Source organism: Vibrio navarrensis, from assembly GCF_015767675.1.
In the GTDB taxonomy this organism is placed as follows: Bacteria; Pseudomonadota; Gammaproteobacteria; order Enterobacterales; family Vibrionaceae; genus Vibrio.
Map to the genome: position 1 here is coordinate 1253620 of NZ_CP065217.1, position 25212 is coordinate 1278831.

A 25212-nucleotide genomic window follows, 5' to 3' on the forward strand; every position below is an offset into this window, starting at 1 on the left:
GCACAAAGCGCAGTGTGATGGCGTAACGAAATATCATGGTTGAACCCACTAATTTAAGTGGGTTCAGTATTGATGAAGTGGGCGAAGAATAAGTGTCCCAGTTTGCTGTTTTGCGCTAATCAGGCCGTCAAAACAGCAAACGGTTTAGTGGCAGCCGTTTAAGCCACTTCGGGGATCGGCTTGGCGGGCGCTTCTGGATCGGGCTCTTTTTGGATTGCGGGCACTTGGCCATCGCCCACTGCACTGAGGTAACAGCCGCTCAGTTTGACCGCCAAATAAAGATCGGCACGCAGCAGGATTCCGCCTTCACTGGTGCTGATGCCCGTGAGTTCACACCAGTTACGCAGGCTGCGTTTTCGCCCGGCGAGCACCAAACGGATGCCGCGCTGCTTTAATATTGCATGCACATCCGAGAGCATCGCCATCACACTCAAATCGAGGTGGGTAAAACAGGAAACGGCGTCCACCACCACACAGCCCACATCGCCGCTGTTTTTCTCCGTGCACTCCAGCAGCCGACGTTTAAAGTAGGGCGCGTTAAAGTAGGTCAGTGGCGAGTTGAAACGGTAGATCACCATGCCGGGGATAGGGTTGGCTTTGCCCGTGCTGTCGATGGTGCGGATGGTGCCTTCTTCGTCTAGGCCGAGCTCTTGGTCGCTTGGGCGCATCACAATGCGCAAAAACTGGAATAAGCCGAGTAACACCGCCAAGGTGATACCGGGGATCACACCGACTATTAACACCGCAATAAAAGTGACGCTGGCGAGATAAAACGCGTCTTTGTCCCGCTTTCTCAATGTCCAAATGCCTTTGAGATCGAGCAGTGACAGCGAAGCGATCACTAACACGACACCTAAAGCCGCAATTGGGATATATTGCAGTGGCTGGTAGGCAAACACGGCGATGATGGCAATGACGGTGGCGGCGATGATTGACACCAGTTGCGATTTGCCGCCGTTGGCATCGTTAACCGCGGTGCGTGAGTCCGCGCCGCTGATGGCAAAACCCTGTGAGAACGCTGACGCAATATTGGCAAAACCCAAGGCGCGAAATTCTTTATCTGCATCAATGTCGTAGCCATTTTTGGCGGCAAAGCTGCGCGCGGTGAGCATCATGCTGACAAAGCTGACCATGGCTAAGTTCAGCGCTGGCACCACCAGTTCGCGGCTCACGCCAATGTCAAATTGCGGGGTTTGAAAATCAGGGAAACCACCTTGCGTTACGCCAACCACGCTCACCCCCATGCTGTCCAGATGGAGAAACCACACCGCTGCGGTCGTGACCACAATTGCCAGCATCGCCGCAGGCCAACCCGGGCGAAAACGTTTGGTCAGCAGGTACAAAAAGAGGGTAGTTGCACTCATTGCCAGTGTTGGCCAATGAAGTTCGCTCAGCAATTTTGGCGCTTCCCATAGCCGTTCCAAAAGGTAGCGCTGCTCAAACTTGAGGCCGAGAACTTTGGCAAATTGGCCAACGATAATGGTCAGCGCGACGCCGTTAAGCAGGCCAAGCAATATCGGCCGAGAGAGAAAATCCGCGAGAATGCCGAGTTTAAGACGACTGGCCAAAACGCACCAGATGCCCGTCATCGCCGTCATGGTCATTACCAATTGCCAGTGTTTGGTGGAATCGCCTGCGGCCAGTGGGGTGACGACCGCGGCAATCACGGCGCAGGTGGCGGCATCTGGGCCGACAATCAACTGTCTCGATGTGCCCATCAAGGCATAAACCAGCATGGGTAATACGCATGAATAGAGGCCAACAATGGCGGAGACGCCAGTCAACTGCGCATAGGCGATGGCAACTGGCAGTGCGACCGCGACGACAGAAAGTGCCGCGCGCAGATCGGCGGTGAACCAATCGCGCTGATACTGTTTAAGCTGAAGTAACCCCGGGAACCACTGCTGTAATATTCTCGCTTTCAACGAACGCTGCCTCCCAATCAATCGTTAAGTTACTGTAAAGCATACATCAATTGACTGTAACATTCGTGCCATTTTCCAAACGCAGCGAAATTTATTTATCGCCCCATTTGCGCTGATAACGGGGCAGCATAGTTTCGTTCCCGAGCAACCCGCCTTGGTGCAGGTAAATGAGCGTTTTGTCGGGGTGATTGGCTAGCCAAGGGCTTAAACATTGCCACATGAGGGGATCGTAAAGCAGATCGAACTCAATATCGGTTTCGTCTAAAAGCGCTTGCCAAGTTCGGTAGTCCTCATGATATAGCTTGCCGAAATGGTGTTTACGCGGCGCAGTCAGGATGGTCGGATAGTCTTGCTCTCCAAGCTGAGCAAACTGCTCAATCAGGTAGCGCTCTCCGCCAACGCAAGCACAGGTCAACACTTCGATGCCATGTGGCTTGAGGTATTTGTGCAGGTAGAGAGCGGTGGTGCCAGTGCCAGAGGGAAGTGCCACGACGAATGACTGCTGGCTGGCAAAGCGTGTCCAGTCGAGGATTTCGCGGGCCAGCTCTTTAACGCCTTGTTCGGCCAAGGTAAAACGCCCGCCTTCGGGCACCAGATAGCACGTTTCGTTTGGTTGGCGCACTTTTTCAATGTACTCGCTCGGGTGCATTCCCGCAGCGAGTTTGCCCACTTCAATGATGTTCGCGCCCAGCTCCAGCGCACCGCGATAATTGCCCATCGGCCGCTGTTTGAGCCAGCTAGGCAGATGGTCGACATAAAACTCCAGTTGCCAACCTTTGATACGCGCCAGCGCCGCCAAAGAGTAGAGTGAATTCGCTTGGGCGGATCCGTAACTGATTAGCGTACGCACTTGTGGCAGCTCTTGGGTGAGTAGGGCGCTGAACTTGCGCGCTTTGTTGCCGGAAAAGTGCGAATGCAGCAGATCGTCTCGTTTAAGGAAAAAGGTGCGATTTGCAAACCGATGTTGCGTGATGGGGCTATTGTTGAGTTTCATAGCGGTGAGTACGGGTTAAGTTGTTGGCTTGAGGAACAAAATCGCCATCCGAGTGGGATGGCGATTGAACATGGGCGTCGATTAGCGCTGCGCTGCGCGCTGTCTGTTTGGCCCATTGCTTGCAGAGCGGCCTCGATTTTGTCCGCCAGCGGGTTTCTGAGCGCCATGCTTTTTCTGCCCACCTTCGCTGCGCGCGTTACCACTGGCGGTGTTCGACGCTGGGCGCGGTTGGTTGCCACGCGCCGCTTTGTCTCCCGGGAATCCCGGTTGTGTGCTGGTGTGCTTAGTGGCAAAGCGGTTTGAACCGTGGCGGCCCGATTTACGACGCTGTGCTGGCGTTCTGGAATCCATATCTTCCGCCGGCACCAGACAACCCGGCTTGTCGCCAATCAAATACTTTTTACCCATATTGATCAAGGCTTCTCGGATCATTGGCCAGTTTGCCGGATCATGATAGCGCAACAGCGCTTTATGCAAGCGACGCTGACGTTCCCCTTTTGCCACAGTCACTTCTTCACGCTGTTTGTACTTAACGCGCTTAAGCGGGTTGGTTTCGGAGTAGTACATCGACGTGGCGTTACACATCGGCGATGGGTAGAAGTTCTGCACTTGGTCACACTCGTAGTCGTGCTTTTTCAGCCACAACGCCAAGTTCAGCATGTCTTCATCAGTGGTGCCGGGGTGCGCGGAAATAAAGTAAGGGATCAGATACTGCTTTTTCCCAGCTTCTTTACTGTACTTCTCGAACATCTCTTTAAAGCGATCGTAGGCGCCCATTCCCGGTTTCATCATCAGGTTCAGTGGGCCTTTTTCGGTGTGCTCAGGTGCAATCTTCAGATAGCCACCGACGTGGTGCGTTACCAGCTCTTTAACGTATTCAGGCGACTCAATCGCCAAATCGTAACGTACGCCGGAGGCGATCATCACCTTCTTGATCCCGTCAACTTGGCGTGCCGCACGATAGAGATCAATAGTGTGTTTGTGATCGGTATTGAGCTTGTGACAAATACCCGGGAAGACGCACGACGGACGGCGGCAGTTGATCTCCGCTTTCGGATCACTACAACCCAAGCGGTACATGTTGGCCGTTGGGCCGCCAAGGTCAGAAATAGTGCCGGTAAAGCCCGGAACTTTGTCGCGGATCTCTTCCAGTTCGTTCAAAATCGACTCTTGCGAACGGTTTTGGATAATGCGCCCTTCGTGCTCGGTGATTGAGCAGAAAGAACAGCCGCCAAAACAGCCGCGCATGATGTTGACCGAAGTTTTGATCATGTCATACGCAGGGATTTTTGCGTTGCCATATTTTGGATGCGGCACACGGGCGTACGACAGCCCAAATACGTAGTCCATCTCTTCGGTTGAGAGTGGGATTGGCGCTTGGTTGACCCACAATTCACGATCGCCATGACGCTGGATAAGCGCACGGCCAGAATAAGGGTTGGTTTCTAAGTGCAAAATACGGCTAGCGTGTGCGTATAAGATTCGATCGTTTTGCAGTTTTTCGTAGTTCGGCAGACGCACCGCAGTGGTGGCAGCGTCATGACGTGAGGGACGAATTGTAATCGGCTGCGCTTTTGGCTCTTCGTCTTTTTTGGTTTCGCACTGCGTTTCGACCTCGTAAGGGTTTGGCGGAATAAACGCCTCCTTACGCGGTTTTTCAATTCGAGAAGAGTCAATAATGGTGTAGCCTTCGGGCTCCGCAGCGAGGTTGACTGCAGTGCCGCGAATGTTGGTCATCTGGGCAATGGATTCGCCGTTTGCCAGACGATGCGCCACTTCAACCAGAGCTCGCTCGGCGTTACCAAACAGCAAAATATCGGCTTTGGCGTCGAGCAGCACTGAGCGGCGAACTTTGTCAGACCAATAATCATAGTGCGCGACGCGGCGCAGGCTGGCTTCAATCCCGCCGAGTACAATCGGTACCTCTTTGTAAGCTTCACGACAGCGCTGCGAGTAAACTAAAGTCGCGCGATCCGGGCGTTTTCCACCTTCGTTATTGGGGGTATAGGCATCATCGTGGCGCAGTTTTTTGTCAGCGGTGTAACGGTTGATCATTGAATCCATGTTGCCCGCGGTCACGCCAAAAAACAGGTTCGGTTTACCAAGCGCCATGAAGTCGGTTTTATCTTGCCATTGCGGCTGGGCAATGATGCCTACGCGAAATCCTTGCGCTTCCAGTAAACGGCCGATGATCGCCATACCAAAACTTGGATGGTCGACATACGCATCACCCGTGACGATGATGATGTCACAGCTATCCCAACCCAGAGCGTCCATCTCCTTTTTACTGGTGGGTAAAAATGGAGCGGTACCGAAGCACTCCGCCCAGTATTTTTTATATTGATGAATTGGTGTGATATCGCTGTACATAAAATAACCTCAGATTTCGCGAGCGCGAATTATAGCGGCTCGTGTGATCAGTATCCACCTCAACATGACCCCAGATTTCACGTGTGTTTAAGTTCGTTTAGCCTTGCTGAAGAGAATTTGCAGGCCGAGTCAAGGTTAGATTGCAAACGGTGGAATATACTTATGAAACAAGAATGATATTGAAGAATAGTTTTGCTGTTATGGATGACCTCACGCAGAAAAAATCGGTAGCTGAGCCGATTTCACAACCGCTCAAGCCTTGGAACCACATCATTGACTGGCGGATCGACACCTCAGAACAAACCTTTCATTGTGAGGCCGAATGTTGTGCTTGGTTTGGCTTTGACTTAAGCCCAGTGCCTTTGAGCCGATTGATTCAGTCTGTTGCTACAGAACAGAAAAAGCGGGTGATTGAGACCTTCAAGCAAGTCCTTACCTCGGGCAAGGAACAGTTTTTACGCTGCCCGATATTGCTACCCAATCACGCTTTTAGTTTGGTTGAGCTGTATGTGGAAAAAATCTCTGCCCATGAACTGCAAGGAACGCTGACACCGCTGTTTACCGTCACCAGTCAGGAAGAGGTGGCGCAGGTGCTCTACTCGGTGTTTGAAAACGCGCACCACGGAATTTTAGTGACTGATGAAGAGACGCGCATTCTCGCCTGCAATCGCTATTTTGAGCGTGTCACGGGGTATCTGCGCAGTGAGCTCGCAGGCTTGAAAACCAGTATCTTTAACGCAGATAAACATTCGGACAGTTACTATCAGGCGCTGTGGCAAAACTTGGCTGAGCATGGTTATTGGACTGGAACCATACTGACACGCACCGCCTCTGGTGAAAACTTGCCGCAAGAGCTAACCATTCAGCGCGTCAGCGTCGGGAACGGACGCAAATTCTATCTTGGACTTAGCACCGATCTGTCGGCCCATTTCGAGCGAATCAATGATAACGAGCACGGCGGGGTGGATCTGCTCACTCAACTGCCAGCCAAAGATCGTTTTCTCTCCTTGTTAGAAGGTTTGTGCCGAAAACGCAGTAAGGTCTCAGATACAGGCTGTATTTTGTTGGCCATCCAGCCCAATTTTGCTGAGCAAGAGCTGCCAGATATCAAAAGAGCATTTGCCAACTATTTGCAGCAACAGACCAACGCAGTACTGAGCGGCTATATCGGGCACAACAAATTTGCTGTTTGTTTGGAGTTTCACCATCCGCAGCGTATTCAGAAAATCCGAGCTATCCGCCGGGCGATCAAACTGTTTTTCCACGCGTTCAAAGCGGCCGATTTACCGTTGGCACAAGCGCTGTCTTCTGGACGAACAGGGGTCTCCGTGTTGGGACTGGATGCAAAAACCTCGCGCACCTTGTTCTCGCATGCCAATCAAGCGCTACTCGAAATGCATTCCGGGCAGCAGAATCACATCAGCTTTTATGACCATCAGATGCATGTGCAGATCGATAAGAAAAAGCGTCTGGAAGAACTGCTGATTCGCTGTGTAAAAGAGGGAAAGCTTGAAGTGCACTACCAGCCGATTGTCAACATTCACCAATGGCGAGTCGAAAAGTTCGAAGCGCTGTGCCGTTTTCCGCCATCGCTCAGTGCAGAAGCGTCGGTGCAAGAGCTCATTACTATTGCTGAAGATTTGGAAATGATTGAAACCTTGGACCAACAGGTGGCAAGTCAAGCACTGCGTGATTTACCGAAACTGCAAGCACTGTTTGGTGAGCAGGTAGGCATTTCGTTCAATCGCTCTGTTCACTCTTCGGTGAGCGTGGATGCCATTCTTGATCAAAGCGCTTTTCTGATTGATGAAAGTGGCGTTGCACCGCACAGTGTGACACTGGAAATTACTGAAAGTGCCTATTTTGAAAGTGAAGAGCGCCACCATCACGCGCTGAACGTATTGCGTGATGCTGGGGTGACGTTAGCCGTAGACGATTTTGGCACGGGTTATTCCTCGCTCAGTTATCTCAAAGCGTGCCATTTTGATATTTTGAAAATTGACCGCATATTCGTCAGCGAGATTAAGTGTTGCTCGAATCAATACCGCATCGTGCGATCGTTGACGGAGCTATCTCATCAGCTCGGCCTTAAGGTGATTGCCGAAGGCGTAGAAACTGAAGAAGAACTGGAGATTATCAGCAGCATTGGTGTTGATAGTGTACAGGGATTTTTGTTTTCCAAACCTCGTTCGTTACAAAGCCTGCAAGATGGGGCGTTCGATCTACAACTTTTGCACCAGTACCGTAATAAGTTCGGTGCGAAAGGGGTGATCGCTGAGCTGGCGACTCCCGCGACACCGCATCTTGATCCCGGAGAGCCCATTTCCTTGGCGCACGAGTATCTTACGAAGGAGGATCTTAACATCTTGCCAGTGGTTGATGAGAAAGAGTGCGTTGGTTTTGTGGATCGTGAAGCAATGAACCTTCATTTAACCCCACACATGGGCACGGACACCGAAAGCATGAAAGAGGCCTCGCTGTGGAACAAACGCGTGAATCAAGTGATGGTAACCGCGTTTGAAGAGGTGCATTGGCAAACGCAGCTCAGCGCTTTGCCGAGTGTGATTAACCAGACCGAAGCGTTTCCCTGGATTTTGGTCGATGACCAAGGGCACTACAAAGGCTTGGTGGAAATGCATACAATACTCAAGTATTTAACCCAGCAAAACGTGTATCAATAGTTTGTTTCATCGCCGCCGAGCTATCGATTGCCGTTATTCAGCGCTTTCGGTATCATCCGGGCTCGGTTTACAGTCAAGTTTAACGCTCATGGTCCAGTTTCTACTCTCTTCATTTGCACCCATGTTGCTTGGTGCACAGTTGGTTCTCACTCTCGTGCTGGTAAAAGGCGACATTTGCCCGGGGCAGCGTGGTCGTATTCACAAAGTGTTGCCCGCTCTGGGGCTGATGTGGATGGCGGTTTCCTCGCTGGAAATCGCGGCGTTTTTAGTGGTGTTTGCCATTTTCTACTTTTATTCCAAAGTGCAGACAGGCAAAACGCGTCAAGAAGGGCCGCTTTGGGTACTGTATCTGGCTGACGGTTTAGCCCTCTCTTTTGTTGCTTTGCAAGCAGTAAAACAGTCTCATTGGAGCGCCGCGCTAGTCACGGTTCTCCTAACGGTATTACTGGGCGCTATTTTTACTCATCTGCTGTTGGTGATTGCTCGCTCACGTTTGCAGGCTTTTCATCGCATTTTGCCTTTTAGTGGCATTATCGCGGCGATGTTGACGGCGCTGGCGCTGCTGGCCGTGGCGTCAGGGTTTGGTGCTGAGCAATTAGAGCAAGTCACACCATTAATGCTGGCCAGCCTCGTACTGATGATCGTGGGGGTGGTTATGTGGTGTTGGCATATTTTCTCTGGCAAAGCCGCGCACAAGATTCAATTAGCCATTGCGTGGTTGATGCTGTTGGCATCGGCAAGTTGCATGCACATGCTGTTTAGTCTCCCTGCCTGATAGCGCGACAACATTTAGATCTTCTTCACTTTTTATCTACGGATTTGTGGCTACGCTTACTACTTGAGGTACTCAAAAAAGGAGCGTAGCCATGGATTTGAGCAATGTAGAGCGCTTAGACAGTATTATTCTGCTGGGGATCGTCAATGAAAAGTTGCGCCTAGAATGTGACAGTTTTGACGATCTGGTGAGCACGTATGAAATGGACGTTGAACAGGTGATCGGCAAGTTAGATGTGCTTGGTTATCAATACGATCCACTGACCAATCAGTTTAAATCATACTCACGCTGAGCATTTTTTAAGCCATCTTGATACCATCAAGGTGGCTTTTGCATTGCTGGCGTGCGGTGGCAAAAAACGCTTGCAGATAGCGCTTCTCTTTGTCGCTATTGCGCGTTGCGGCAAACAGGCGGCGCCACAAGCCCTTGCCCAGCGGGATGCTGGTAATGAGCCCTTGCCGGGAAAATTCGCTAATCGCCCAGTTTGGCAGCGCAGCCACTCCCAGACCCGCCGACACCATCTGCACCAACATCAATGTGTTATCCGCTTGCTTCCATTTCGCCGGCTCTACTCCAGCGGGAGCCAGAAAGTGTTTGACCACATCTAAGCGCTGCTTTTGGACCGGGTAAGTCAGCATGGTTTGATCAGCCAGATCGCTTGGTTCTAAGCGTGTTTTATTCGCCAATGGGTGACTGGTGGCGGTGATAAGTCGCATCTCAAAATCAAACAGAGGCTCATAATGGACTTCACCGCGCGGTTGAATGTCTGAAGTGATCACCAAATCCAATTCGCCCGCCATCAGCGCAGGTAAAGGTTCAAAACCAAAACCCGATGAGAAATCGAGAGTCACGCTCGGCCAAGTGAGTTGATACTCTTTCAGAGCGGGCATGAGCCATTGAAAACAGGAGTGGCACTCGATCGCCATATGTAAACGGCCATTCACATCCTCTTTTAAGCTAGCGAGCTCGTTTTCCGCTCGGGCAAGCTTGGGCAAAACCTCGTCGGCGACGCGTAGCAAAATTTCCCCTTCCGAGGTGAATTTCACCGGGCGTGTTTTACGCAAAAATAACTGCCCGCCGATCCTTGCCTCAAGATCTTTGATCTGATGGGAGAGAGCGGACTGAGTGAGGTGCAGCGCCGTTGCCGTCGCAGTGAGTGAGCCAGTATCGCGTAGCGATGTCAGGGTTTTTAGGTGTTTCAACTCGATCATGAATCCCTCTCATCTTCCTTGCTGTATGCATGAGTCTTTGTAACTTACCTGGATTTTTTGGAGCTGTAAACATCTAGACGTCTATTTGTTTTGTGCTGACGTTTGAGCGCATCATGAATTTTTTTAATAAACAAGTTGAATATTTGACGCTTGTTCCATGGTGGGATTGGCGAGATAGTTTAGCCATCTGGACATCCTGATGGGATGCAAAGCAAATTGTCGAACAAATATAAACTGTCCATCAAATACTAATAGACCAAGCATAGAAAAAGGAATAAGACCATGACGACCACAACGCACATCCTCGGCTACCCGCGTATCGGTGAAAAACGAGAACTCAAGTTTGCACAAGAAAAGTACTGGCGTGGAGAGATTGACCAAACCGAGTTGAAGAAAGTCGGCGCTCATTTACGCCAGCAGAACTGGCAAGTGCAAAAAGAGGCAGGGTTGAGCTACGCCACGGCGGGTGATTTTGCTTGGTATGACCATGTGCTGACCACCACGCTGCTGCTTGGTCATGTGCCGAAACGCCATCGTCATGGCTTTCCTGATCTCGATACCTTGTTTCGTGTTGGCCGCGGTCAGTCCCAGTCTGATTGCGGCTGTCATGGCGCAGCAGCATCGGACATGACCAAATGGTTTAATACTAACTATCACTATATCGTTCCGGAATTTAGCCGCGATGATACCTTTGAGGTGAGCTGGCCACAGCTGTTTGAAGAGGTCAGTGAAGCGGTTCAAGCGGGGCATAACGTTAAACCAGCGCTGCTTGGCCCTCTAAGCTACCTCTATTTGGGTAAAGAAGTGGAAGAAGGCTTTGACCGCCTGACGCTGCTTCCCCGTCTGCTCAGTGCTTATCAGGCGATTTTGGCCAAGCTGGCAAAACAAGGGGTGACATGGGTACAAATTGACGAGCCGATTCTGGCACTTGAGCTGGAAAAGCCGTGGCTAGATGCCTTCAAGTTGGCCTATCAAGTGATCCGTGGTGAGGTCAAAGTACTGCTGACGACTTATTTCGATGCCGTGACCGATTGCTTAGAGCGTGTTGTGGAACTTGACGTGGACGGTTTACATATCGACCTTGCAGCGGCACCAGAGCAACTGGATGAGGTGCTTGCGGTATTGCCTCCGCATTGGGTGCTGTCTGTCGGAGTGGTGAATGGCCGCAACGTGTGGCGCTCGGATCTTGCGGCGCAATATCAACGCTTGTTACCTGTGAAGGCACTGCTTGGTGAACGTTTGTGGGTCGCGAGTTCCTGTTCACTGCTGCACAGCCCGGTAGATTTAGATCTTGAATCAGCCCTTAGCGAAGAAGTACACAGCTGGTTTGCGTTTGCCAAGCAGAAAGTGTCGGAAGTGGTGCTGCTTGGCCGAGCCTTGGACGGGAACGAGGACGCGATTGCGCAATGTGCGGTGTATAGCCAACCGATTCAAGCGCGCAAGTCAGCAAGTCATGTTCATAAGCCGCAGGTACAAGCCCGTGTGAATGCGATTTCGCCCGCGTTTGCTAAGCGCAGTGCCCCTTATGTGCAGCGATCCGCGCATCAGGCAGAAGTGCTGAAACTGCCGCTGTTACCAACCACCACGATCGGTTCCTTCCCACAAACGGCAGAGATCCGGGTTCAGCGCAGTGCCTACCGCGCAGGCCAGTTGTCGCAGGCCGAGTACACCCAAGCGCTGAAAGAGCACATTGCCGACGCCGTGAAACGACAGGAAGCGTTGGATCTGGACGTGTTGGTGCATGGTGAAGCAGAACGCAACGACATGGTGGAATACTTTGCTGAAAACCTGGCAGGCTTTCAAACCACTCAGTTTGGCTGGGTACAAAGCTACGGCTCGCGCTGCGTGAAACCGGCCATCGTGGTCGCGGACATCGAACGTGAGCAACCCATTACGGTGGAGTGGTCCAAGTACGCGCAATCACTGACTTCAAAACAGATGAAAGGCATGTTGACGGGCCCAGTGACGATTCTGTGCTGGACCTTCCCACGTGAAGACATCAGCCGCAAAGCGATCGCCCAGCAACTGGCTTTGGCGCTTCGTGATGAGGTGTCGGATCTGCAAGATGCAGGCATCAACATCATTCAAATTGATGAGCCAGCGATTCGCGAAGGGTTGCCATTGAAGAAACGCGATCATCAGGCGTATCTAGATTGGGCGGTCGAAGCGTTTCGCATTGCAGCGGCCAGTGCCAAGCCAGAAACGCAGATTCATACCCACATGTGCTACAGCGAGTTCAACGAAATTATTGAATCGGTCGCAGCACTGGATGCTGATGTCATCACCATTGAAACCTCGCGTTCAAATATGGAACTGCTTAAAGCGTTTGAAGAGTTCAACTATCCCAATGAAATTGGCCCGGGTGTGTATGACATTCACTCACCGAACATTCCGACAGAGGAGTGGATTGTGGATTTGATTCAAAAAGCGGCGCAGAAAATTCCGGTCAAGCGTTTGTGGGTGAACCCAGATTGCGGTTTGAAAACGCGCAACTGGCCTGAGACCGAAGCGGCATTGGCGAATCTCGTTGCGGCGGCAAAAACATTACGCAAGTCGCTGACAGAAGCATAGAGCTAAAAAGAGCAGGGGATTGATTCAGTCAATCCCCTGTGAGTTTCACCTGGCGTGAGAAGCTACTTTGCCGCGCAGGTTTGCGCATTGACTAATTGGTCGGCGACCAATTGACCCCGAGAGTTGCGGATCTTGATGCGATACATCAGGCCCAAATCTAATTGGCTGCGAATTTCGTCGTTGCTACAGTAGCTATGGATGCTATTCGCCAGTACCTGCTCGGTTGGTTTGGCGCCCTGCGCATCGCTGTTGTAAATCATCATCATCTCAATCACGCTTTTGTTGGCTGAAATGCGCATGATTTTTAACGGACCATGTTCCAGTGGTAACCCTGCCGAGAGCATACCAGCACGATTGGAAGCCATCAGTTCCAATTGACGCTCTCTGTCGTCATTTGAAGAGCAGCCTGCTAACGCAGAGAAAGCGAGAGCAGCGCAGATAATTTGCTTAAACATTTAGAAGACTTTTTTGAATGGTTTGACTATGACTTTAGCATAAACGCCAGCTTCGATGTACGGATCAGCATCTGCCCAAGATTGTGCTTCTTGCAGTGAAGCAAATTCAGCGATGACGGTCGAGCCAGTAAATCCTGCTTCACCCGGGTTCTCAGAATCAATGGCTGGCATTGGACCTGCCGTAAGCAAGCGTCCTTCATTTTGAAGCTGTTGCAAACGAGCAAGATGTTGAGGGCGAACGCTCAAGCGCTTTTCTAATGAATTGTCTACATCCTGAGAAAAAATAACGTACCACATGGTTGATTCCTTCCGTATTTCAAGGTGAATTTGCGCTTAATCTACCGCAGTTTGCTTGGTCCAGACAGAGAAATTCGACGTTTTGTGAAACGGTGCGACAATTCTACCTTCTTAACGTACGGGTCGCGGTTTGCCTTCGCCGTCAATTGCGACGTAGTTGAAGGTGGCATTACACACCATGAAGCGATCTTCCACACCGTGGGCGCGGATAGGTTTGACCCACAATTCGAGATCAATCGACATTGAAGTGCGACCAATTTTGGTGCACTCGCCATAGCAGCACACCACGTCTCCTACTTTGACTGGCTTTTTGAAGATGATATCGGAGACCGATACAGTAACGATTCGCCCAGAAGAGATCTCTTTGGCGAGAATGCCACCCGCAAGATCGAGTTGTGACATGATCCAGCCACCAAAAATATCACCGTTGGCATTGGTATCAGCCGGCATTGCAAGGGTTCTTAGCAGTAGTTGACCCTTTGGAGAGTTGTATTCCTGACTCATTTTGACATCCGCAACAAACAAAACAGCGACCAAGTGGGTCGCTGTAAGAATAAGTGGCGATTATAGCAAATAATCTGGATTATTCATCGCTTGTGATGTCCGATGACTGGTTTTTATCCTCTTTTGGCATCTGCTTGTAGATGTATATACCAGTCAAAACCGTGAATCCCAATGTGGCGGCCAGCAGACCAAACACTTTAAAGTTCACCCAAGCATCCAGTGGTAGCTCGTAAGCAACGTAAACGTTGAGGCCGGCACAGAAGGAGAAGAAGGCAACCCATGCCCAGTTGATGTTGCTCCACACGCGATCCGGTAGCGTGAGTTCTTTGCCGAGCATGCCTTTGATCGCCGATTTACCCATAGCGTGGCTAACCGCTAAGCCAATGGCAAACACAACGTAAACAATCGTCACTTTCCATTTTATGAAGTTGTCGTCGTGCAAAAAGATGGTCATGCCGCCAAAGACGGCCACCATAAGAAAAGTGATCAACTGCATCTTTTCTACTTTCTTGTATAGCACGTAAGTAACAACCACTTGCACCGCGGTTGCGGCAATCAGAGCCCCAGTCGCGGTATAGATGTCGTACATCTTATAAAGAGCAAAAAAGATAATCAGTGGAATAAAATCAAGAATTTGCTTCATGAGGCAAAGAATTTCCTATTTATTGAATTGTCCACAGTCTATCTAAAACTGACCCAATGTGAAGAGGTCGAGACAAATGGATACAAAATTGGTTAGGCAAACAGCGTATCGGCGGCTTGCGAGTATCAAAGGGAATGTGCTGTGGTCGCTTAGTTGTAGTAAGCCCCCGATTGATATTCGCTGATGACTTGTTTCATATCGGCTAAGTAGCCTTCACTGCGCAAGTTATCGACGGTGTCACGCAGCTCTTCATCGGTCATGGCAAAACAGGTGGATTTGCCCGTGGTAAGGTTGAGGTAGTGGTGGTATTCATCCTCGCTGAAGTGGCCGAAGCGGTCTAAAAGCAGAGCTTTAAAACCATGATGAATCAAACCGTAGTAAGTGCGTCTGTGTAAGCTCATGACAAAAATCCTCATGTTCGCTTCAAGAGGTCAAAATGTAAAACCATTGACACTTCTCTGAGTGAGAAATTTCTTGCAATAGTAGTGCCATGAATGAAACACACTGATCCATAAAGAGATGCAGGGGAAAAACAAAAAGGAGTGACAAAAATATCACTCCTTTTCTCTGCATATTTGCAATGTGAGATCGTTTTGCGGTGCGCGAATTACGCTTCTTGCTTCTGCATTTCCGCTTCGCTGGCTTCTTCTTCGATCAGCGCATCAACGATAACGGCACAGGCAGCATCGCCAGTAATGTTAAGTGCGGTGCGGATCATATCGAAGATACGGTCAAGAGCGAACAAAAGTGGCAGACCTTCGATTGGGATGCCAGCCGCCAGCAAAACCGCCACGACAAGGAAAGATGGCCCAGGTACGCCCGCTTGACCAACCGCACCCAGTGTCGCAGTAATGATGATCGCAATGTATGCGCCCATGCCAAGATCGATGTTAAACAGCTGTGCAAAGAAGATAGCGACCAAACCGTAGTAAATCGCATTACCAGACATGTTGATGGTTGCGCCAAGCGGCAGAACAAATGAGGCGGTTGAGTTACGCACGCCAAGTTCTTTCTCTACTGTGTCCATCGTGACAGGCAGTGTTGCCATTGAGGATGCGGTAGACAGTGCCACGGCTTGTGGCTTTTTCATCGCTAAGATGAATTTCTTCGCCGAGGTTTTGGTGAACAGTTGGATCATCAGCGGGTAAGCGACGAAGCCGAAGATCAGAATCGCAGCAACGTAGACCACGAACAGTTTGAACACCACCATGAGTGCGCCAAAACCGAACGTGCCGACCGCTTCGGCCATCAGACCAAACACGCCGATAGGAGCAATGATCATGACTTTGTTAATCATCCACACCATAGCGTCAACGATGCAGTTTACGCCGTTGATGATAGGTTCACGTTTTGCTTGAGGCTGCTTAGCGACAGCAATGCCAAAGAACATGCAAAAGACAAGGATCTGTAGAATGTTGGCTTCGTTCAGTGATTGGAAAACGTTGGTTGGGATCATACCAGTAACGGTTGCCCAGAAAGTAGGGAGTTCACCTTTAGAAGCGTATTCGGCCGAGAACATGCTCTCGATGCCTGAAACGTCGATACTCGCGCCTGGTTGGAAAACTTCGCCCATCACTAACGCCAGCGCAACGGCAAGTGCAGAAGTGATACCAAAGTAGCTTAAGGTCACCAAGCCCACTTTTCCTGCGGACTGGCTGTTACCAAGACCAGCAGCGCCAGAAATCAGAGCAACCGCCACTAGAGGGATAACCAGCATCTTGATCAAGTTGATAAAAATAGCACCCAATGGAGCAAAAGCTGACGCGCTGTCACCCATGAAGGCACCAACGGCAGTACCTGCAATCATGGCGATGACAACTTGTACGCCAATGTTGTTTAGCAAACTCTTTTCTTTTAACACTTCCATAACCTCTGTGCTAACAAAATTTAAAATTCCAGTGTTACCCTCTGAACAAAAACTGTTCTTTGGATAAATATTTCGAGAAGCTTTTTACACGTTAATTTCACATTTATCAAGATGAGTCATTTTTAAATGTTGCGTTTAACGACAACTTTATTGATTAGTGACAACTTTTTGACCAATAGCAAACGTTTGCTATTGGCTGTTTCTATAAAACGACGGGATTTTATTGAGAATTTACTGTTTATTGCGCAATGGGAGTGGCGGTGGTGAATGTTAACAAAAAGATCGATTCCCTACTGAAAATAAGAAATCGATCCCATAGAGGTCGGCGTGTCTAACACGTCATTTTTGCGTTGCAGATTTCATTGTTGAAACAAAATTGCTGAGGTTATTTAACATTTCGTCGGGGTTTGACACGTCAGCCTCAATGATTTTGACCACAGCCGAGCCGGAAATCGCCCCCGCTGCGCCAGCATCAATCGCTTGTTTGACTTGCGCGGGCTCAGAAATGCCGAATCCGAGTAGGGCTGGTGGCGCGTTGAACTGGGTGAGTTTCGCCAGCATATCATCAACAGGCATATTTGCTTTGGTTTCCGCACCGGTAACACCTGCACGTGAGAGCAAGTAGGTATAACCGCCGCCCAATTTCGCAACCTCTTTAAGCGTCTCATCACTGGCCGTTGGTGGTGCGATGAAAATCGGATGCACACCAAATTTTTTCGCGGCGGCGACGAACTCGGCGCTTTCGTTGGTGGGAACATCGGCGATCAGCACAGAATCAATTCCCGCCTTGGCACAGCGTTGATAGAAATCTTCAATCCCTCGCGAGTACACCAGATTGGCGTACATCAGCAGCCCAATCGGCAACTGCGGATACTGGGCGCGGATTTGGCCAATCAGTTCGAAGCAGATGTCCGGCGTCGCGCCCGAGTCCAATGCACGGATATTCGCCCCTTGAATGGTTGGGCCGTCGGCCAATGGGTCGGAAAAAGGAATGCCGAGTTCCAAAGCGTCAGCACCTGCTTCGACCAAGGCCTGCATGATGCGCAGTGACTGCTCAGGATTGGGATCGCAAACCGTTACGAACGGAACAAATGCGCCTTGTTGTTTCTCTGCCAGACGCTCGAACATGGCTTGATAACGGTCCATCAGATTGCTCCTTTTTCTTCTAAAATAGCATGTACAGTAAAGATGTCTTTATCGCCGCGACCCGACAGGTTCACTACCAGCAGTTGCTCCTTGTCAGGATTGTTGCGTGCCATTTTCAGGGCATGAGCGAGTGCATGCGAAGATTCGAGTGCGGGAATGATCCCTTCGCTGCGAGCTAACTCTTGGAACGCATCGAGTGCTTCATCGTCGGTAATGCTGTCGTACTCCGCGCGGCCAATGGCATTGAGATGCGCATGCTGAGGGCCGACAGAAGGGAAATCTAGGCCGGCAGAAACAGAGTAAGACTCCTCCACTTGGCCGTTTTCGTCTTGCATGAGTGGTGCTTTCATGCCAAAGAAGATCCCGGTTTTGCCGTGTTTGAGCGGCGCGCCGTGTTGGTCAGTATCAATCCCTTTGCCCGCAGGCTCAACACCAATCAAACGTACCGACTCTTCTTCGATAAAATCAGCAAACATGCCGATGGCGTTGGAGCCGCCGCCCACACAGGCAATCACCGCGTCAGGCAAGCGACCTTCCCGCGCGAGGATCTGGTTTTTGGTCTCTTCGCCAATCATACGCTGAAACTCACGCACTATGGTTGGAAATGGGTGAGGGCCCGCTGCTGTGCCGAGAAGGTAATGCGCGGTTTCATAGCTGCCGGACCAGTCGCGTAGCGCCTCGTTACAGGCGTCTTTTAACGTGGCGGATCCAGAGTGCACTGGAATGACTTTGGCTCCCATCAATTTCATTCGAAACACGTTCGGGCTTTGGCGCTCCACATCTTTTGCACCCATGTAAACGCGGCATTTCAGGCCAAGCAGTGCACAGGCTAATGCCGCTGCCACACCATGCTGGCCTGCGCCAGTTTCTGCGATGATTTCGTGTTTGCCCATGCGTTTGGCAAGCAGCGCTTGGCCGAGCACTTGGTTGGTTTTGTGCGCGCCGCCATGCAGTAGATCTTCGCGCTTGAGATAGAGTTTGGTCTTGGTGCCTTTGGTAAGGTTACGCGTTAAGGTAAGTGCGGTCGGGCGGCCCGCATACTCTTGCAGCAAGCCCATAAACTCACTTCGAAACGCGTCATCTTCTTGCGCATCAATGAAAGCCTGTTCAAGCTGCTCCAAAGCTGGGACCAGAATTTGCGGAACGTACTGACCGCCGTATTCGCCAAAGTAGGCATTCAGTTTTGCCATGGTGTTCATCCTTCTCGTCAATTTTTAGTAGTTGCGGATCGCAGCAAACGCTTGTTGCAACTTCTGTGTATCTTTTTTACCCGGTGCGCTTTCGACACCGGAGTTGAAATCCAATCCTAGGCAACCGAGTGAAGCCGCTTGCTTTGCATTATCTGCGTTCAAGCCACCCGCGAGCATCACCTTGCTCGGGTCGCCAATCAAAGTCCAGTCAAACGCTTGGCCTGTGCCACCGCTTTGGTTGCCGACTTGGGCATCGAAAAGATGTCTGTCGATATGTTGGGTGAGGCGCTGTGGAGTGTGTTCGGTCACGCCGTAGGCTTTCCAAATCGCGATATGTTCGGCGAGCAGGCTACGCAACTGCGTCACATAGTGTTGATCTTCTTCGCCATGCAGCTGCACTGCGGCAAGGCCGAGTGGGCTGGCGGTTTGCGCCACAAATTCAAGCGATTGATTTTGGAAAACGCCGACGTAACGTAGTGGCGCGCCACTCATGACCAAGCGTGCGCTGTCGATATCCACCACACGTTTTGATTGCTCAGCGAAAATCAGCCCGCCAAAAACAGCCCCCGCATGGTACGCTTTGGCTGCGTCGTCTGGCTGAGTGAGCCCGCACACTTTATTCTCACCTAACGTCACTTTGCGCACCGCCAGTTCAAGATTTTCCTCGGCCATTAGCGAGCTGCCAATTAAGAAACCATCGGCAAACTGAGCCAGATCGCGCACTTGCTGGTGGGTGTAGATCCCCGATTCAGAGATGACAACCGCATTGGGCGCCAGTTTGCGCAGGGTAGGTGCGAGTAATTTGGTGCGATTCAGATCAGTGGTCAAATCACGCAGGTTACGGTTGTTGATGCCTATGACTTTTGCCCCTAAGTTGACCGCGCGGGCTAACTCTTCCTCATTGCTGATTTCGGTCAGCACGCCCATATTGAGTTTGTGGGCAACGTTTGCCAGCGTTTGGTACTGCTCATCATCCAAAACGGACAACATCAGCAAAATTGCATCCGCTTGGTAGTGTCTTGCCAGCATGACCTGATATGGGTCGAGCATAAAATCTTTACACAGTACGGGCTGTTTCACTTGCTTGCGTACTTGCGGCAGGAAGTCAAAACTCCCTTGGAAATATTTCTCATCGGTTAGGACGGAAATGGCGTCTGCATGTCGGTTATACACCGAGGCGATGTAATCCAAATCAAACTCTTGACGAATAAGCCCTTTCGATGGAGATGCTTTTTTGCACTCAGTGATGAACACCGTTTTGCCGGTGGACAGTGCTTGATAAAAGCTGCGATCGGAAGGGATGAGATCCGCTTCGAAGGTATTTAAAGGTTGCTGCTGTTTACGTAAAGCAACCCATTGATATTTATCGCGTACAATCTTTGCCAGCACTTCGGCCATTTGCGCTTCTTGCACCGATACGTGCTCGGACAGTTTTTCGCTCATCTCTTTTTCCTTTCAGGCGTGTGCCGCGAGTTGTTCAACCAGTTGGTAGGCTTTTCCTGAGTTCATCACTTCAATCGCTTGCTGAGTGTTAGCTTTGAGATCTTCATGACCAAACAGACGCATCAGCAGTGCGACGTTAACCGCGACAGCACCAAGTTGCGCTTCGCTCCCTTTGCCTGTCAAGAGGTGCGTAATGATGGCGCGGTTTTCTTGCGGATCGCCGCCCTTAATCGCCTCTAGTGGGTGTGTTTGCAAGCCAAAATCGGCGGGCGTGAGGGTGTATTCATGGATTTTGCCATCTTTGATTTCCGCAACCGTGGTTTCGCCGTGGATCGCCACTTCATCCAGCCCGCTGCCATGTACCACCGCCGCGCGCTTCATGCCCATTTTCAACATGGTTTGTGCAATCGGCTTGACCAGCTCTTGGCTGTACACGCCCATCAGTTCGATGTTGGGCCGCGCCGGATTAATCAGTGGGCCGAGGATATTGAAAATCGTACGGGTTTTCATGGTTTGGCGCACAGGCATCGCATGGCGGACACCGCTGTGATACTGCGGCGCGAACAAAAAGGCGACGCCAATCTCATCCATCGCTCGGCGGGTATCTTCGGCGCTCATCGCCAAATTGATGCCAAAGGAGTCAAGCAGATCGGAAGATCCCGATTTGCTCGACACACTGCGATTGCCGTGTTTGGCAATTTTCAGCCCGCACGCCGCCGCCACAAATGCCGCTGTGGTGGAGATGTTGATGGTGTTGTGCCCATCGCCACCGGTACCGACGATATCAGCAAAGTCGTAATCTGGACGAGGGAAAGGGTTAGCGTTGGCCAATAAGGCTTTGGCGGCGCCAGCGATCTCATCTGGCGTTTCGCCTTTGATTTTCAATGCGGTGAGCGCTGATGCCATCAAAATCGGGTCCAACTCACCGCGAATGATAGTATCAAACAGCTGCTGACTCTCTTGCTCACTCAGCGACTGCTGCTGATAAAGTTTGTTGATGATAGTTTGCATAATGTCTCTCCCTGTCCTTACGCTAGCGCCCAGTCAATGGCATTGGCGAGCAGTGTCGCGCCGTAAGTGGTCATGATCGATTCTGGGTGAAATTGAAAGCCGCACACCTTGTCTTGCTCATTCACTACCGACATGACCAAGCCGTCCACTTCCGCAGTGACGGTTAAGCTCTCGGGCACTTGTGTGGCGACTAAAGAGTGGTAGCGAGCAATCGCGAGAGGCGAAGGCAAAGTAGAATAAATCGCGTGACCTTGGTGCGCCATCATCGACACTTTGCCGTGAATGATCTCACCCGCACCAGCAACGGTACCGCCATACGCCTCTACGATGGCCTGATGACCAAGACAGATGCCAATCACCGGCACTTTGCCTTTCACGCGTTGAATCAGCTCCGGCATCGAGCCCGCTTCTGACGGAGCGCCCGGGCCCGGTGAGAGAAGTACCACAGGTTGTTCGAGCTTGGCGATGGCTTGCTCAATCACCTTCGCAGGGATGTGGTTGCGGTAAATGGTTACCTTATGGCCAAGTGAGCGGAATTGATCCACTAGGTTGTAGGTGAACGAATCGAAGTTGTCGATAAATACGATGTCAGCCATGTCCGTTACTCCTTATGTGCTTTCTGGATGGCAGAAATAACGGCCTGCGCCTTGCCGCGCGTCTCATCGGCTTCGGCTTGTGGGTCGGAGTCAAATACCACACCCGCGCCCGCTTGCACTTGAGCGATGCCATTTTCGACGTAAGCTGAGCGGATCACGATGCAGGTGTCCAAGGTGCCTTCACCCGTTAGGTAACCGACCGCACCGCCGTAACTGCCACGACGAGCGCCTTCAACATCGCGGATAAGCTGCATCGCGCGAATTTTTGGCGCGCCAGTCAGAGTACCCATATTCATGCAAGCTTGGTAGGCGTGCAGCGCATCCAGATCTGTGCGAAGTTGTCCTACTACACGTGAGACCAAATGCATTACATGGCTGTAGCGGTCGACTTTGAGCAAATCGGCAACATGGCGAGTGCCCGCTTGCGAGATTCGTGCGACGTCATTGCGCGCAAGATCCACCAGCATCATATGCTCGGCGTTCTCTTTTTTATCGGAGCGCAATTCCAGCTCGATACGGCTGTCGAGATCAAAATCAACCTCACCATTTGCTCGTTTGCCGCGACGGCGGGTCCCCGCAATCGGATAGATTTCCACTTGGTTGGTGTCTGTTTCGTATTTCAGCGCGCTTTCTGGTGACGCGCCAAATAAGGTAAACAGCTCATCTTGCATGTAGAACATGTAAGGGCTTGGATTGCTCAGCTTCAACTCTTTATACGCCGCCAGCGGTGAAGGGCAGGGAAGAGTAAAGCGGCGTGATGGCACCACTTGGAAGATGTCGCCTTTGACCACGTACTGTTTGAGATCGCGGACGATTTGGCAAAAAGCCTCATCGCTGACACTCGGAGTGGCATCCACTTGCGAAAGTTTCACCGCTTGAGGCAGAGTTTTTGGGGCGGCGCAGAGTGTACTGATTTGTTCAATGCGTGTTTCGAGTACGGATTTTTGCTCTGTGTTGGCAAAGAGTGTTGCTTGCAGATGACAGCTTTCCGTTTGGTGATCGACCACCAGCAGTGTCTCTGCGACATAAAAAACGTAGTCTGGGCATCTGTTCGTGGCGCAGGCGTTACCCAAAGGTTCAAAACTGGCCACCAGATCATAAGCAAACAGACCGCCCATAAACAGCGCATGTTTGTCATGACTACTTAAATCAAAGCTGTGCTGAATTAAACGCAGCGCGTCAAAGCTAGATGCTTCGCGCAGACGGGAATCTTCGTCTAAGGTATTGTCGGAGTCGCTGAAGGTTAACGTCAGTGTTTGTCCGTCGAATTGGTGCTTGATCTCAGGTTGGATATTACGCAGTAAATGCGCTAGCAGATGACGACCGTTATCCGTGAGCGCGTTGCAGGTCACCGTTTGCCCGTAGCAGACAATACGCAAGGCGGAATCGACAATTAGCAGGCTCTTGAGATCCCGCTTCGAATCAATCTCGGCGGATTCGAGCAACAAGCTGTCCGTCTTGCTTTCGCATAAGGTGTGGAACAGACGGGTTGGGTCTTGTGTGTATGGGACCGATGCCGTAATCACATCTAACTTGCCCAAGGTTTTGATCTTAATGGCCTTGTTCACAAGACCTCCTTATTATTTCAAATCTGTTCTAGCTTCCTGTTGTACATACTCGCACAAAGCAAACGTTCACCCAACGCACAATTTCGTCAATCTGGTGGATATTTAATCGGTTGAACGTGAGTTATACAACAAAACAAAAAGCCCGCTGTTTAGGCGGGCTTCGTATCATGAGTGTCCTCAATTAAAAGTACACGTTTGCCCACCAAGAACTTGTCCAGATGCGCCACCAAGCCAACTCAGCTGCATTCGATTTCTCGTCATGCAGAGCAAGTTTCGCTTTTTGCTTTTGGTTAAGTTCTTGTAACATAGTCGGCCTTACAGTCAGGTACTTTGTATTTGTGTACTAGTTAACTAGTGCAAGGGTAAAAAGTCAACCCCCAAGAAGCAAATATATGAGAATAGATTTACACAGCCATACCACCGCCTCTGATGGCAGGCTCACGCCAGCGCAGTTGATTGATCGCGCAATCAGCTTTGAGCTGGATGTTTTAGCTGTTACCGATCATGATACCGTGGAAGCGCTGGAGGAGATTCACCGTTATGTGGCGCAGAATCAATTGCCGCTCTCCATCATTAACGGCATCGAAATTTCGACTGTGTGGCAAAACAAAGATATCCATATTGTTGGTTTGAATATCGATCCTCAAAATGCTCAACTAAGCCAACTGATCGCTCAGCAACAGGCGTATCGAGTCGCTCGCTCTGAAATGATCGCGCAGCGCCTTGCTAAAGCAACGCGAGAAGGAGTGCTTGAAGAGGTCAGAGCGATTGCCGATGGTGCGCCAGTGACTCGCGCCCATTTTGCCAAATGGTTGGTGGATAACGGTTTTGCAAAAAATATGCAGCAGGTGTTTAAAAAATACCTGACGCGCAACAATCCCGGTTACGTGCCGCCGAATTGGTGTTCAATGGCTGATGCCGTCGGCGCGATCCATGCCGCGGGGGGCTTGGCCGTGCTGGCTCATCCGGGGCGTTATGATCTGACGGCCAAGTGGCTAAAACGGTTGTTGCAAGCGTTTGTCGAGGCCGGTGGCGATGCCATGGAGGTTGCCCAGCCACAACAATCGCAACAAGAAAGACGCACGTTGGCGGATTATGCTATACAATACAAACTATTAGCTTCCCAAGGCAGTGATTTTCACTATCCCTCCCCGTGGATGGAATTGGGAAGAAACCTCTGGTTGCCCTCCGGCGTAGAACCAGTTTGGAAAGATTGGGGTTTAGAGTCCGCTCCTTTGGAGCAAGCACAAACATCCACACTCCAGTCTTATAGAGCCGAGAGGCTCGATAATGAGGAATTACAATGAGCCAGTTTTTTTACGTTCATCCAGAAAACCCCCAGGCTCGCTTGATCAATCAAGCCGTAGCAATCATTCGTAATGGTGGTGTGGTGGTTTACCCGACCGATTCCGGTTATGCACTTGGTTGTCAACTGGAAAACAAACAAGCACTAGAGCGAATTTGTCAGATCCGCCGACTGGATGAAAAACACAACTTCACCCTGTTATGCCGTGATTTGTCGGAGTTGTCGCTGTACGCTCGTGTTGATAACACCGCATTTCGTTTGCTAAAGAACAACACGCCGGGCGCGTACACTTTTATCTTCAAAGGAACAAAAGAAGTGCCTCGTCGTTTGATGAACGCCAAGCGTAAAACCATCGGCATTCGTGTGCCAGATAACCGCATTGCACTCGATCTTTTGGAAGCGATGGGTGAGCCGTTGATGTCAACTTCCTTGATTTTGCCGGGTAATAACTATACCGAGTCGGACCCCGATGAGATCCGTGACAAACTCGAGCATGCGGTGGATGTGATTCTCAACGGTGGTTATCTGGGCGAGCAGCCAACCACGGTGATTGACTTTAGCGAAGGTGAGGCGGTTATTGCTCGTCTTGGCGCGGGTGACCCAGCCCCATTTGAGTAAGCCGACACGAGAAAAATCTGTTTAAGATAAAGGAGCCAAGT

At 50.8% G+C, this 25212-nt stretch carries 23 protein-coding genes and 1 other annotated feature; of the genes, 6 read left to right on the forward strand and 17 right to left on the reverse strand.

Features of this window, described 5'->3' with window-relative positions:
* Window positions 1-158 precede the first annotated feature (158 nt).
* The 3 genes from I3X05_RS05675 to I3X05_RS05685 all read right to left on the reverse strand — a co-directional run bounded on the left by I3X05_RS05675 (window position 159) and on the right by I3X05_RS05685 (window position 5289).
* Window positions 159-1925, reverse strand: a complete 1767-nt coding sequence (locus I3X05_RS05675; protein WP_045568877.1) for a SulP family inorganic anion transporter — start codon at window positions 1923-1925, stop codon at window positions 159-161.
* Between the two features lie 91 nt (window positions 1926-2016).
* A complete protein-coding gene (locus I3X05_RS05680) occupies window positions 2017-2919 on the reverse strand; it encodes a pyridoxal-phosphate dependent enzyme (protein WP_045568876.1) in 903 nt (300 codons plus the stop codon).
* 81 nt (window positions 2920-3000) lie between these two features.
* Window positions 3001-5289: a YgiQ family radical SAM protein gene (locus I3X05_RS05685; protein WP_045568875.1), complete on the reverse strand. Its 2289-nt coding sequence runs from the start codon at window positions 5287-5289 to the stop codon at window positions 3001-3003.
* A 173-nt stretch (window positions 5290-5462) separates the two neighbouring features.
* Here I3X05_RS05685 and I3X05_RS05690 point away from each other — a divergent pair, with 173 nt between their 5' ends.
* From I3X05_RS05690 to I3X05_RS05700, 3 genes are all read left to right on the forward strand, one after another.
* The gene (locus I3X05_RS05690; RefSeq protein WP_226972118.1) at window positions 5463-7970 is read left to right on the forward strand and encodes an EAL domain-containing protein; all 2508 of its coding nucleotides are present in this window, start codon (window positions 5463-5465) and stop codon (window positions 7968-7970) included.
* A gap of 88 nt (window positions 7971-8058) precedes the next feature.
* Window positions 8059-8745, forward strand: a complete 687-nt coding sequence (locus tag I3X05_RS05695; protein WP_045568873.1) for a hypothetical protein — start codon at window positions 8059-8061, stop codon at window positions 8743-8745.
* A gap of 91 nt (window positions 8746-8836) precedes the next feature.
* Complete coding sequence (locus I3X05_RS05700; RefSeq protein ID WP_039433256.1) at window positions 8837-9037, forward strand: DUF4250 domain-containing protein; 201 nt, start codon at window positions 8837-8839, stop codon at window positions 9035-9037.
* 7 nt (window positions 9038-9044) lie between these two features.
* Here the strand turns inward: I3X05_RS05700 and metR are convergent, their stop codons facing one another.
* Complete coding sequence (gene metR / locus I3X05_RS05705) at window positions 9045-9956, reverse strand: HTH-type transcriptional regulator MetR (protein ID WP_045568872.1); 912 nt, start codon at window positions 9954-9956, stop codon at window positions 9045-9047.
* A gap of 282 nt (window positions 9957-10238) precedes the next feature.
* Between metR and metE the strand changes: the two genes are divergently transcribed.
* Complete coding sequence (gene metE, locus I3X05_RS05710) at window positions 10239-12527, forward strand: 5-methyltetrahydropteroyltriglutamate--homocysteine S-methyltransferase (protein ID WP_045568871.1); 2289 nt, start codon at window positions 10239-10241, stop codon at window positions 12525-12527.
* A gap of 62 nt (window positions 12528-12589) precedes the next feature.
* On the opposite strand, the gene I3X05_RS05715 is transcribed toward metE, so the two are convergent.
* The 13 genes from I3X05_RS05715 to I3X05_RS05775 form a co-directional block, all read right to left on the reverse strand.
* Entirely contained in the window at window positions 12590-12982 is a 393-nt protein-coding gene (locus I3X05_RS05715; RefSeq protein WP_045568870.1) for a GspS/AspS pilotin family protein, read from the reverse strand.
* A complete protein-coding gene (locus tag I3X05_RS05720; protein WP_193167196.1) occupies window positions 12983-13279 on the reverse strand; it encodes a YciI family protein in 297 nt (98 codons plus the stop codon).
* Between the two features lie 111 nt (window positions 13280-13390).
* Complete coding sequence (gene yciA, locus I3X05_RS05725; RefSeq protein WP_045568868.1) at window positions 13391-13783, reverse strand: acyl-CoA thioester hydrolase YciA; 393 nt, start codon at window positions 13781-13783, stop codon at window positions 13391-13393.
* 79 nt (window positions 13784-13862) lie between these two features.
* Window positions 13863-14426, reverse strand: a complete 564-nt coding sequence (locus tag I3X05_RS05730) for a septation protein A (protein WP_045568867.1) — start codon at window positions 14424-14426, stop codon at window positions 13863-13865.
* 149 nt (window positions 14427-14575) lie between these two features.
* Window positions 14576-14827 (reverse strand): hypothetical protein, encoded by a 252-nt coding sequence (locus I3X05_RS05735; protein ID WP_045568866.1) that lies wholly within the window; start codon window positions 14825-14827, stop codon window positions 14576-14578.
* Between the two features lie 206 nt (window positions 14828-15033).
* Complete coding sequence (locus tag I3X05_RS05740; RefSeq protein WP_337971000.1) at window positions 15034-16293, reverse strand: dicarboxylate/amino acid:cation symporter; 1260 nt, start codon at window positions 16291-16293, stop codon at window positions 15034-15036.
* A 339-nt stretch (window positions 16294-16632) separates the two neighbouring features.
* Window positions 16633-17439 carry a tryptophan synthase subunit alpha gene (gene trpA, locus I3X05_RS05745; RefSeq protein ID WP_337971001.1) on the reverse strand — a complete coding sequence of 269 codons (807 nt, stop codon included), beginning with the start codon at window positions 17437-17439 and terminating at the stop codon, window positions 16633-16635.
* Window positions 17439-18629, reverse strand: coding sequence for a tryptophan synthase subunit beta (gene trpB, locus I3X05_RS05750; RefSeq protein ID WP_337971002.1), 1191 nt, complete (start codon window positions 18627-18629; stop codon window positions 17439-17441). The genes trpA and trpB overlap by 1 nt, the downstream gene beginning before the upstream one ends.
* A gap of 24 nt (window positions 18630-18653) precedes the next feature.
* Window positions 18654-20072 (reverse strand): bifunctional indole-3-glycerol-phosphate synthase TrpC/phosphoribosylanthranilate isomerase TrpF, encoded by a 1419-nt coding sequence (gene trpCF / locus I3X05_RS05755; RefSeq protein ID WP_337971003.1) that lies wholly within the window; start codon window positions 20070-20072, stop codon window positions 18654-18656.
* Window positions 20073-20084: 12 nt separating this feature from the next.
* Entirely contained in the window at window positions 20085-21083 is a 999-nt protein-coding gene (trpD, locus tag I3X05_RS05760; RefSeq protein WP_045568862.1) for an anthranilate phosphoribosyltransferase, read from the reverse strand.
* Window positions 21084-21100: 17 nt separating this feature from the next.
* Window positions 21101-21679 carry an aminodeoxychorismate/anthranilate synthase component II gene (locus I3X05_RS05765; RefSeq protein WP_045568861.1) on the reverse strand — a complete coding sequence of 193 codons (579 nt, stop codon included), beginning with the start codon at window positions 21677-21679 and terminating at the stop codon, window positions 21101-21103.
* A 5-nt stretch (window positions 21680-21684) separates the two neighbouring features.
* Window positions 21685-23247, reverse strand: coding sequence for an anthranilate synthase component 1 (locus I3X05_RS05770; RefSeq protein ID WP_337971004.1), 1563 nt, complete (start codon window positions 23245-23247; stop codon window positions 21685-21687).
* Window positions 23248-23379: 132 nt separating this feature from the next.
* Window positions 23380-23482: a sequence feature (Trp leader region), on the reverse strand.
* Window positions 23429-23554, reverse strand: a complete 126-nt coding sequence (locus I3X05_RS05775; protein WP_039425796.1) for a trp operon leader peptide — start codon at window positions 23552-23554, stop codon at window positions 23429-23431. It overlaps the preceding feature by 54 nt.
* Before the next feature lie 85 nt (window positions 23555-23639).
* On the opposite strand from I3X05_RS05775, the gene rnm reads away from it, so the two are divergent.
* Together rnm and I3X05_RS05785 are read left to right on the forward strand one after the other, a co-directional pair.
* Window positions 23640-24554, forward strand: coding sequence for an RNase RNM (gene rnm, locus I3X05_RS05780; RefSeq protein ID WP_045568859.1), 915 nt, complete (start codon window positions 23640-23642; stop codon window positions 24552-24554).
* The gene (locus I3X05_RS05785) at window positions 24551-25171 is read left to right on the forward strand and encodes an L-threonylcarbamoyladenylate synthase (RefSeq protein ID WP_045568858.1); all 621 of its coding nucleotides are present in this window, start codon (window positions 24551-24553) and stop codon (window positions 25169-25171) included. The genes rnm and I3X05_RS05785 overlap by 4 nt, the downstream gene beginning before the upstream one ends.
* Window positions 25172-25212 lie beyond the last annotated feature (41 nt).

What these genes read in the sequence shown, in the direction of transcription:
- I3X05_RS05680 (WP_045568876.1), bottom strand. Translation starts at nt 2,919, where the DNA reads ATGAAACTCAACAATAGCCCCATCACGCAACATCGGTTTGCAAATCGC.
- I3X05_RS05685 (WP_045568875.1), bottom strand. Translation starts at nt 5,289, where the DNA reads ATGTACAGCGATATCACACCAATTCATCAATATAAAAAATACTGGGCG.
- I3X05_RS05690 (WP_226972118.1), top strand. Translation starts at nt 5,463, where the DNA reads ATGATATTGAAGAATAGTTTTGCTGTTATGGATGACCTCACGCAGAAA.
- I3X05_RS05695 (WP_045568873.1), top strand. Translation starts at nt 8,059, where the DNA reads ATGGTCCAGTTTCTACTCTCTTCATTTGCACCCATGTTGCTTGGTGCA.
- I3X05_RS05700 (WP_039433256.1), top strand. Translation starts at nt 8,837, where the DNA reads ATGGATTTGAGCAATGTAGAGCGCTTAGACAGTATTATTCTGCTGGGG.
- metR (WP_045568872.1), bottom strand. Translation starts at nt 9,956, where the DNA reads ATGATCGAGTTGAAACACCTAAAAACCCTGACATCGCTACGCGATACT.
- metE (WP_045568871.1), top strand. Translation starts at nt 10,239, where the DNA reads ATGACGACCACAACGCACATCCTCGGCTACCCGCGTATCGGTGAAAAA.
- I3X05_RS05715 (WP_045568870.1), bottom strand. Translation starts at nt 12,982, where the DNA reads ATGTTTAAGCAAATTATCTGCGCTGCTCTCGCTTTCTCTGCGTTAGCA.
- I3X05_RS05720 (WP_193167196.1), bottom strand. Translation starts at nt 13,279, where the DNA reads ATGTGGTACGTTATTTTTTCTCAGGATGTAGACAATTCATTAGAAAAG.
- yciA (WP_045568868.1), bottom strand. Translation starts at nt 13,783, where the DNA reads ATGAGTCAGGAATACAACTCTCCAAAGGGTCAACTACTGCTAAGAACC.
- I3X05_RS05730 (WP_045568867.1), bottom strand. Translation starts at nt 14,426, where the DNA reads ATGAAGCAAATTCTTGATTTTATTCCACTGATTATCTTTTTTGCTCTT.
- I3X05_RS05735 (WP_045568866.1), bottom strand. Translation starts at nt 14,827, where the DNA reads ATGAGCTTACACAGACGCACTTACTACGGTTTGATTCATCATGGTTTT.
- I3X05_RS05740 (WP_337971000.1), bottom strand. Translation starts at nt 16,293, where the DNA reads ATGGAAGTGTTAAAAGAAAAGAGTTTGCTAAACAACATTGGCGTACAA.
- trpA (WP_337971001.1), bottom strand. Translation starts at nt 17,439, where the DNA reads ATGGACCGTTATCAAGCCATGTTCGAGCGTCTGGCAGAGAAACAACAA.
- trpB (WP_337971002.1), bottom strand. Translation starts at nt 18,629, where the DNA reads ATGGCAAAACTGAATGCCTACTTTGGCGAATACGGCGGTCAGTACGTT.
- trpCF (WP_337971003.1), bottom strand. Translation starts at nt 20,072, where the DNA reads ATGAGCGAAAAACTGTCCGAGCACGTATCGGTGCAAGAAGCGCAAATG.
- trpD (WP_045568862.1), bottom strand. Translation starts at nt 21,083, where the DNA reads ATGCAAACTATCATCAACAAACTTTATCAGCAGCAGTCGCTGAGTGAG.
- I3X05_RS05765 (WP_045568861.1), bottom strand. Translation starts at nt 21,679, where the DNA reads ATGGCTGACATCGTATTTATCGACAACTTCGATTCGTTCACCTACAAC.
- I3X05_RS05775 (WP_039425796.1), bottom strand. Translation starts at nt 23,554, where the DNA reads ATGTTACAAGAACTTAACCAAAAGCAAAAAGCGAAACTTGCTCTGCAT.
- rnm (WP_045568859.1), top strand. Translation starts at nt 23,640, where the DNA reads ATGAGAATAGATTTACACAGCCATACCACCGCCTCTGATGGCAGGCTC.
- I3X05_RS05785 (WP_045568858.1), top strand. Translation starts at nt 24,551, where the DNA reads ATGAGCCAGTTTTTTTACGTTCATCCAGAAAACCCCCAGGCTCGCTTG.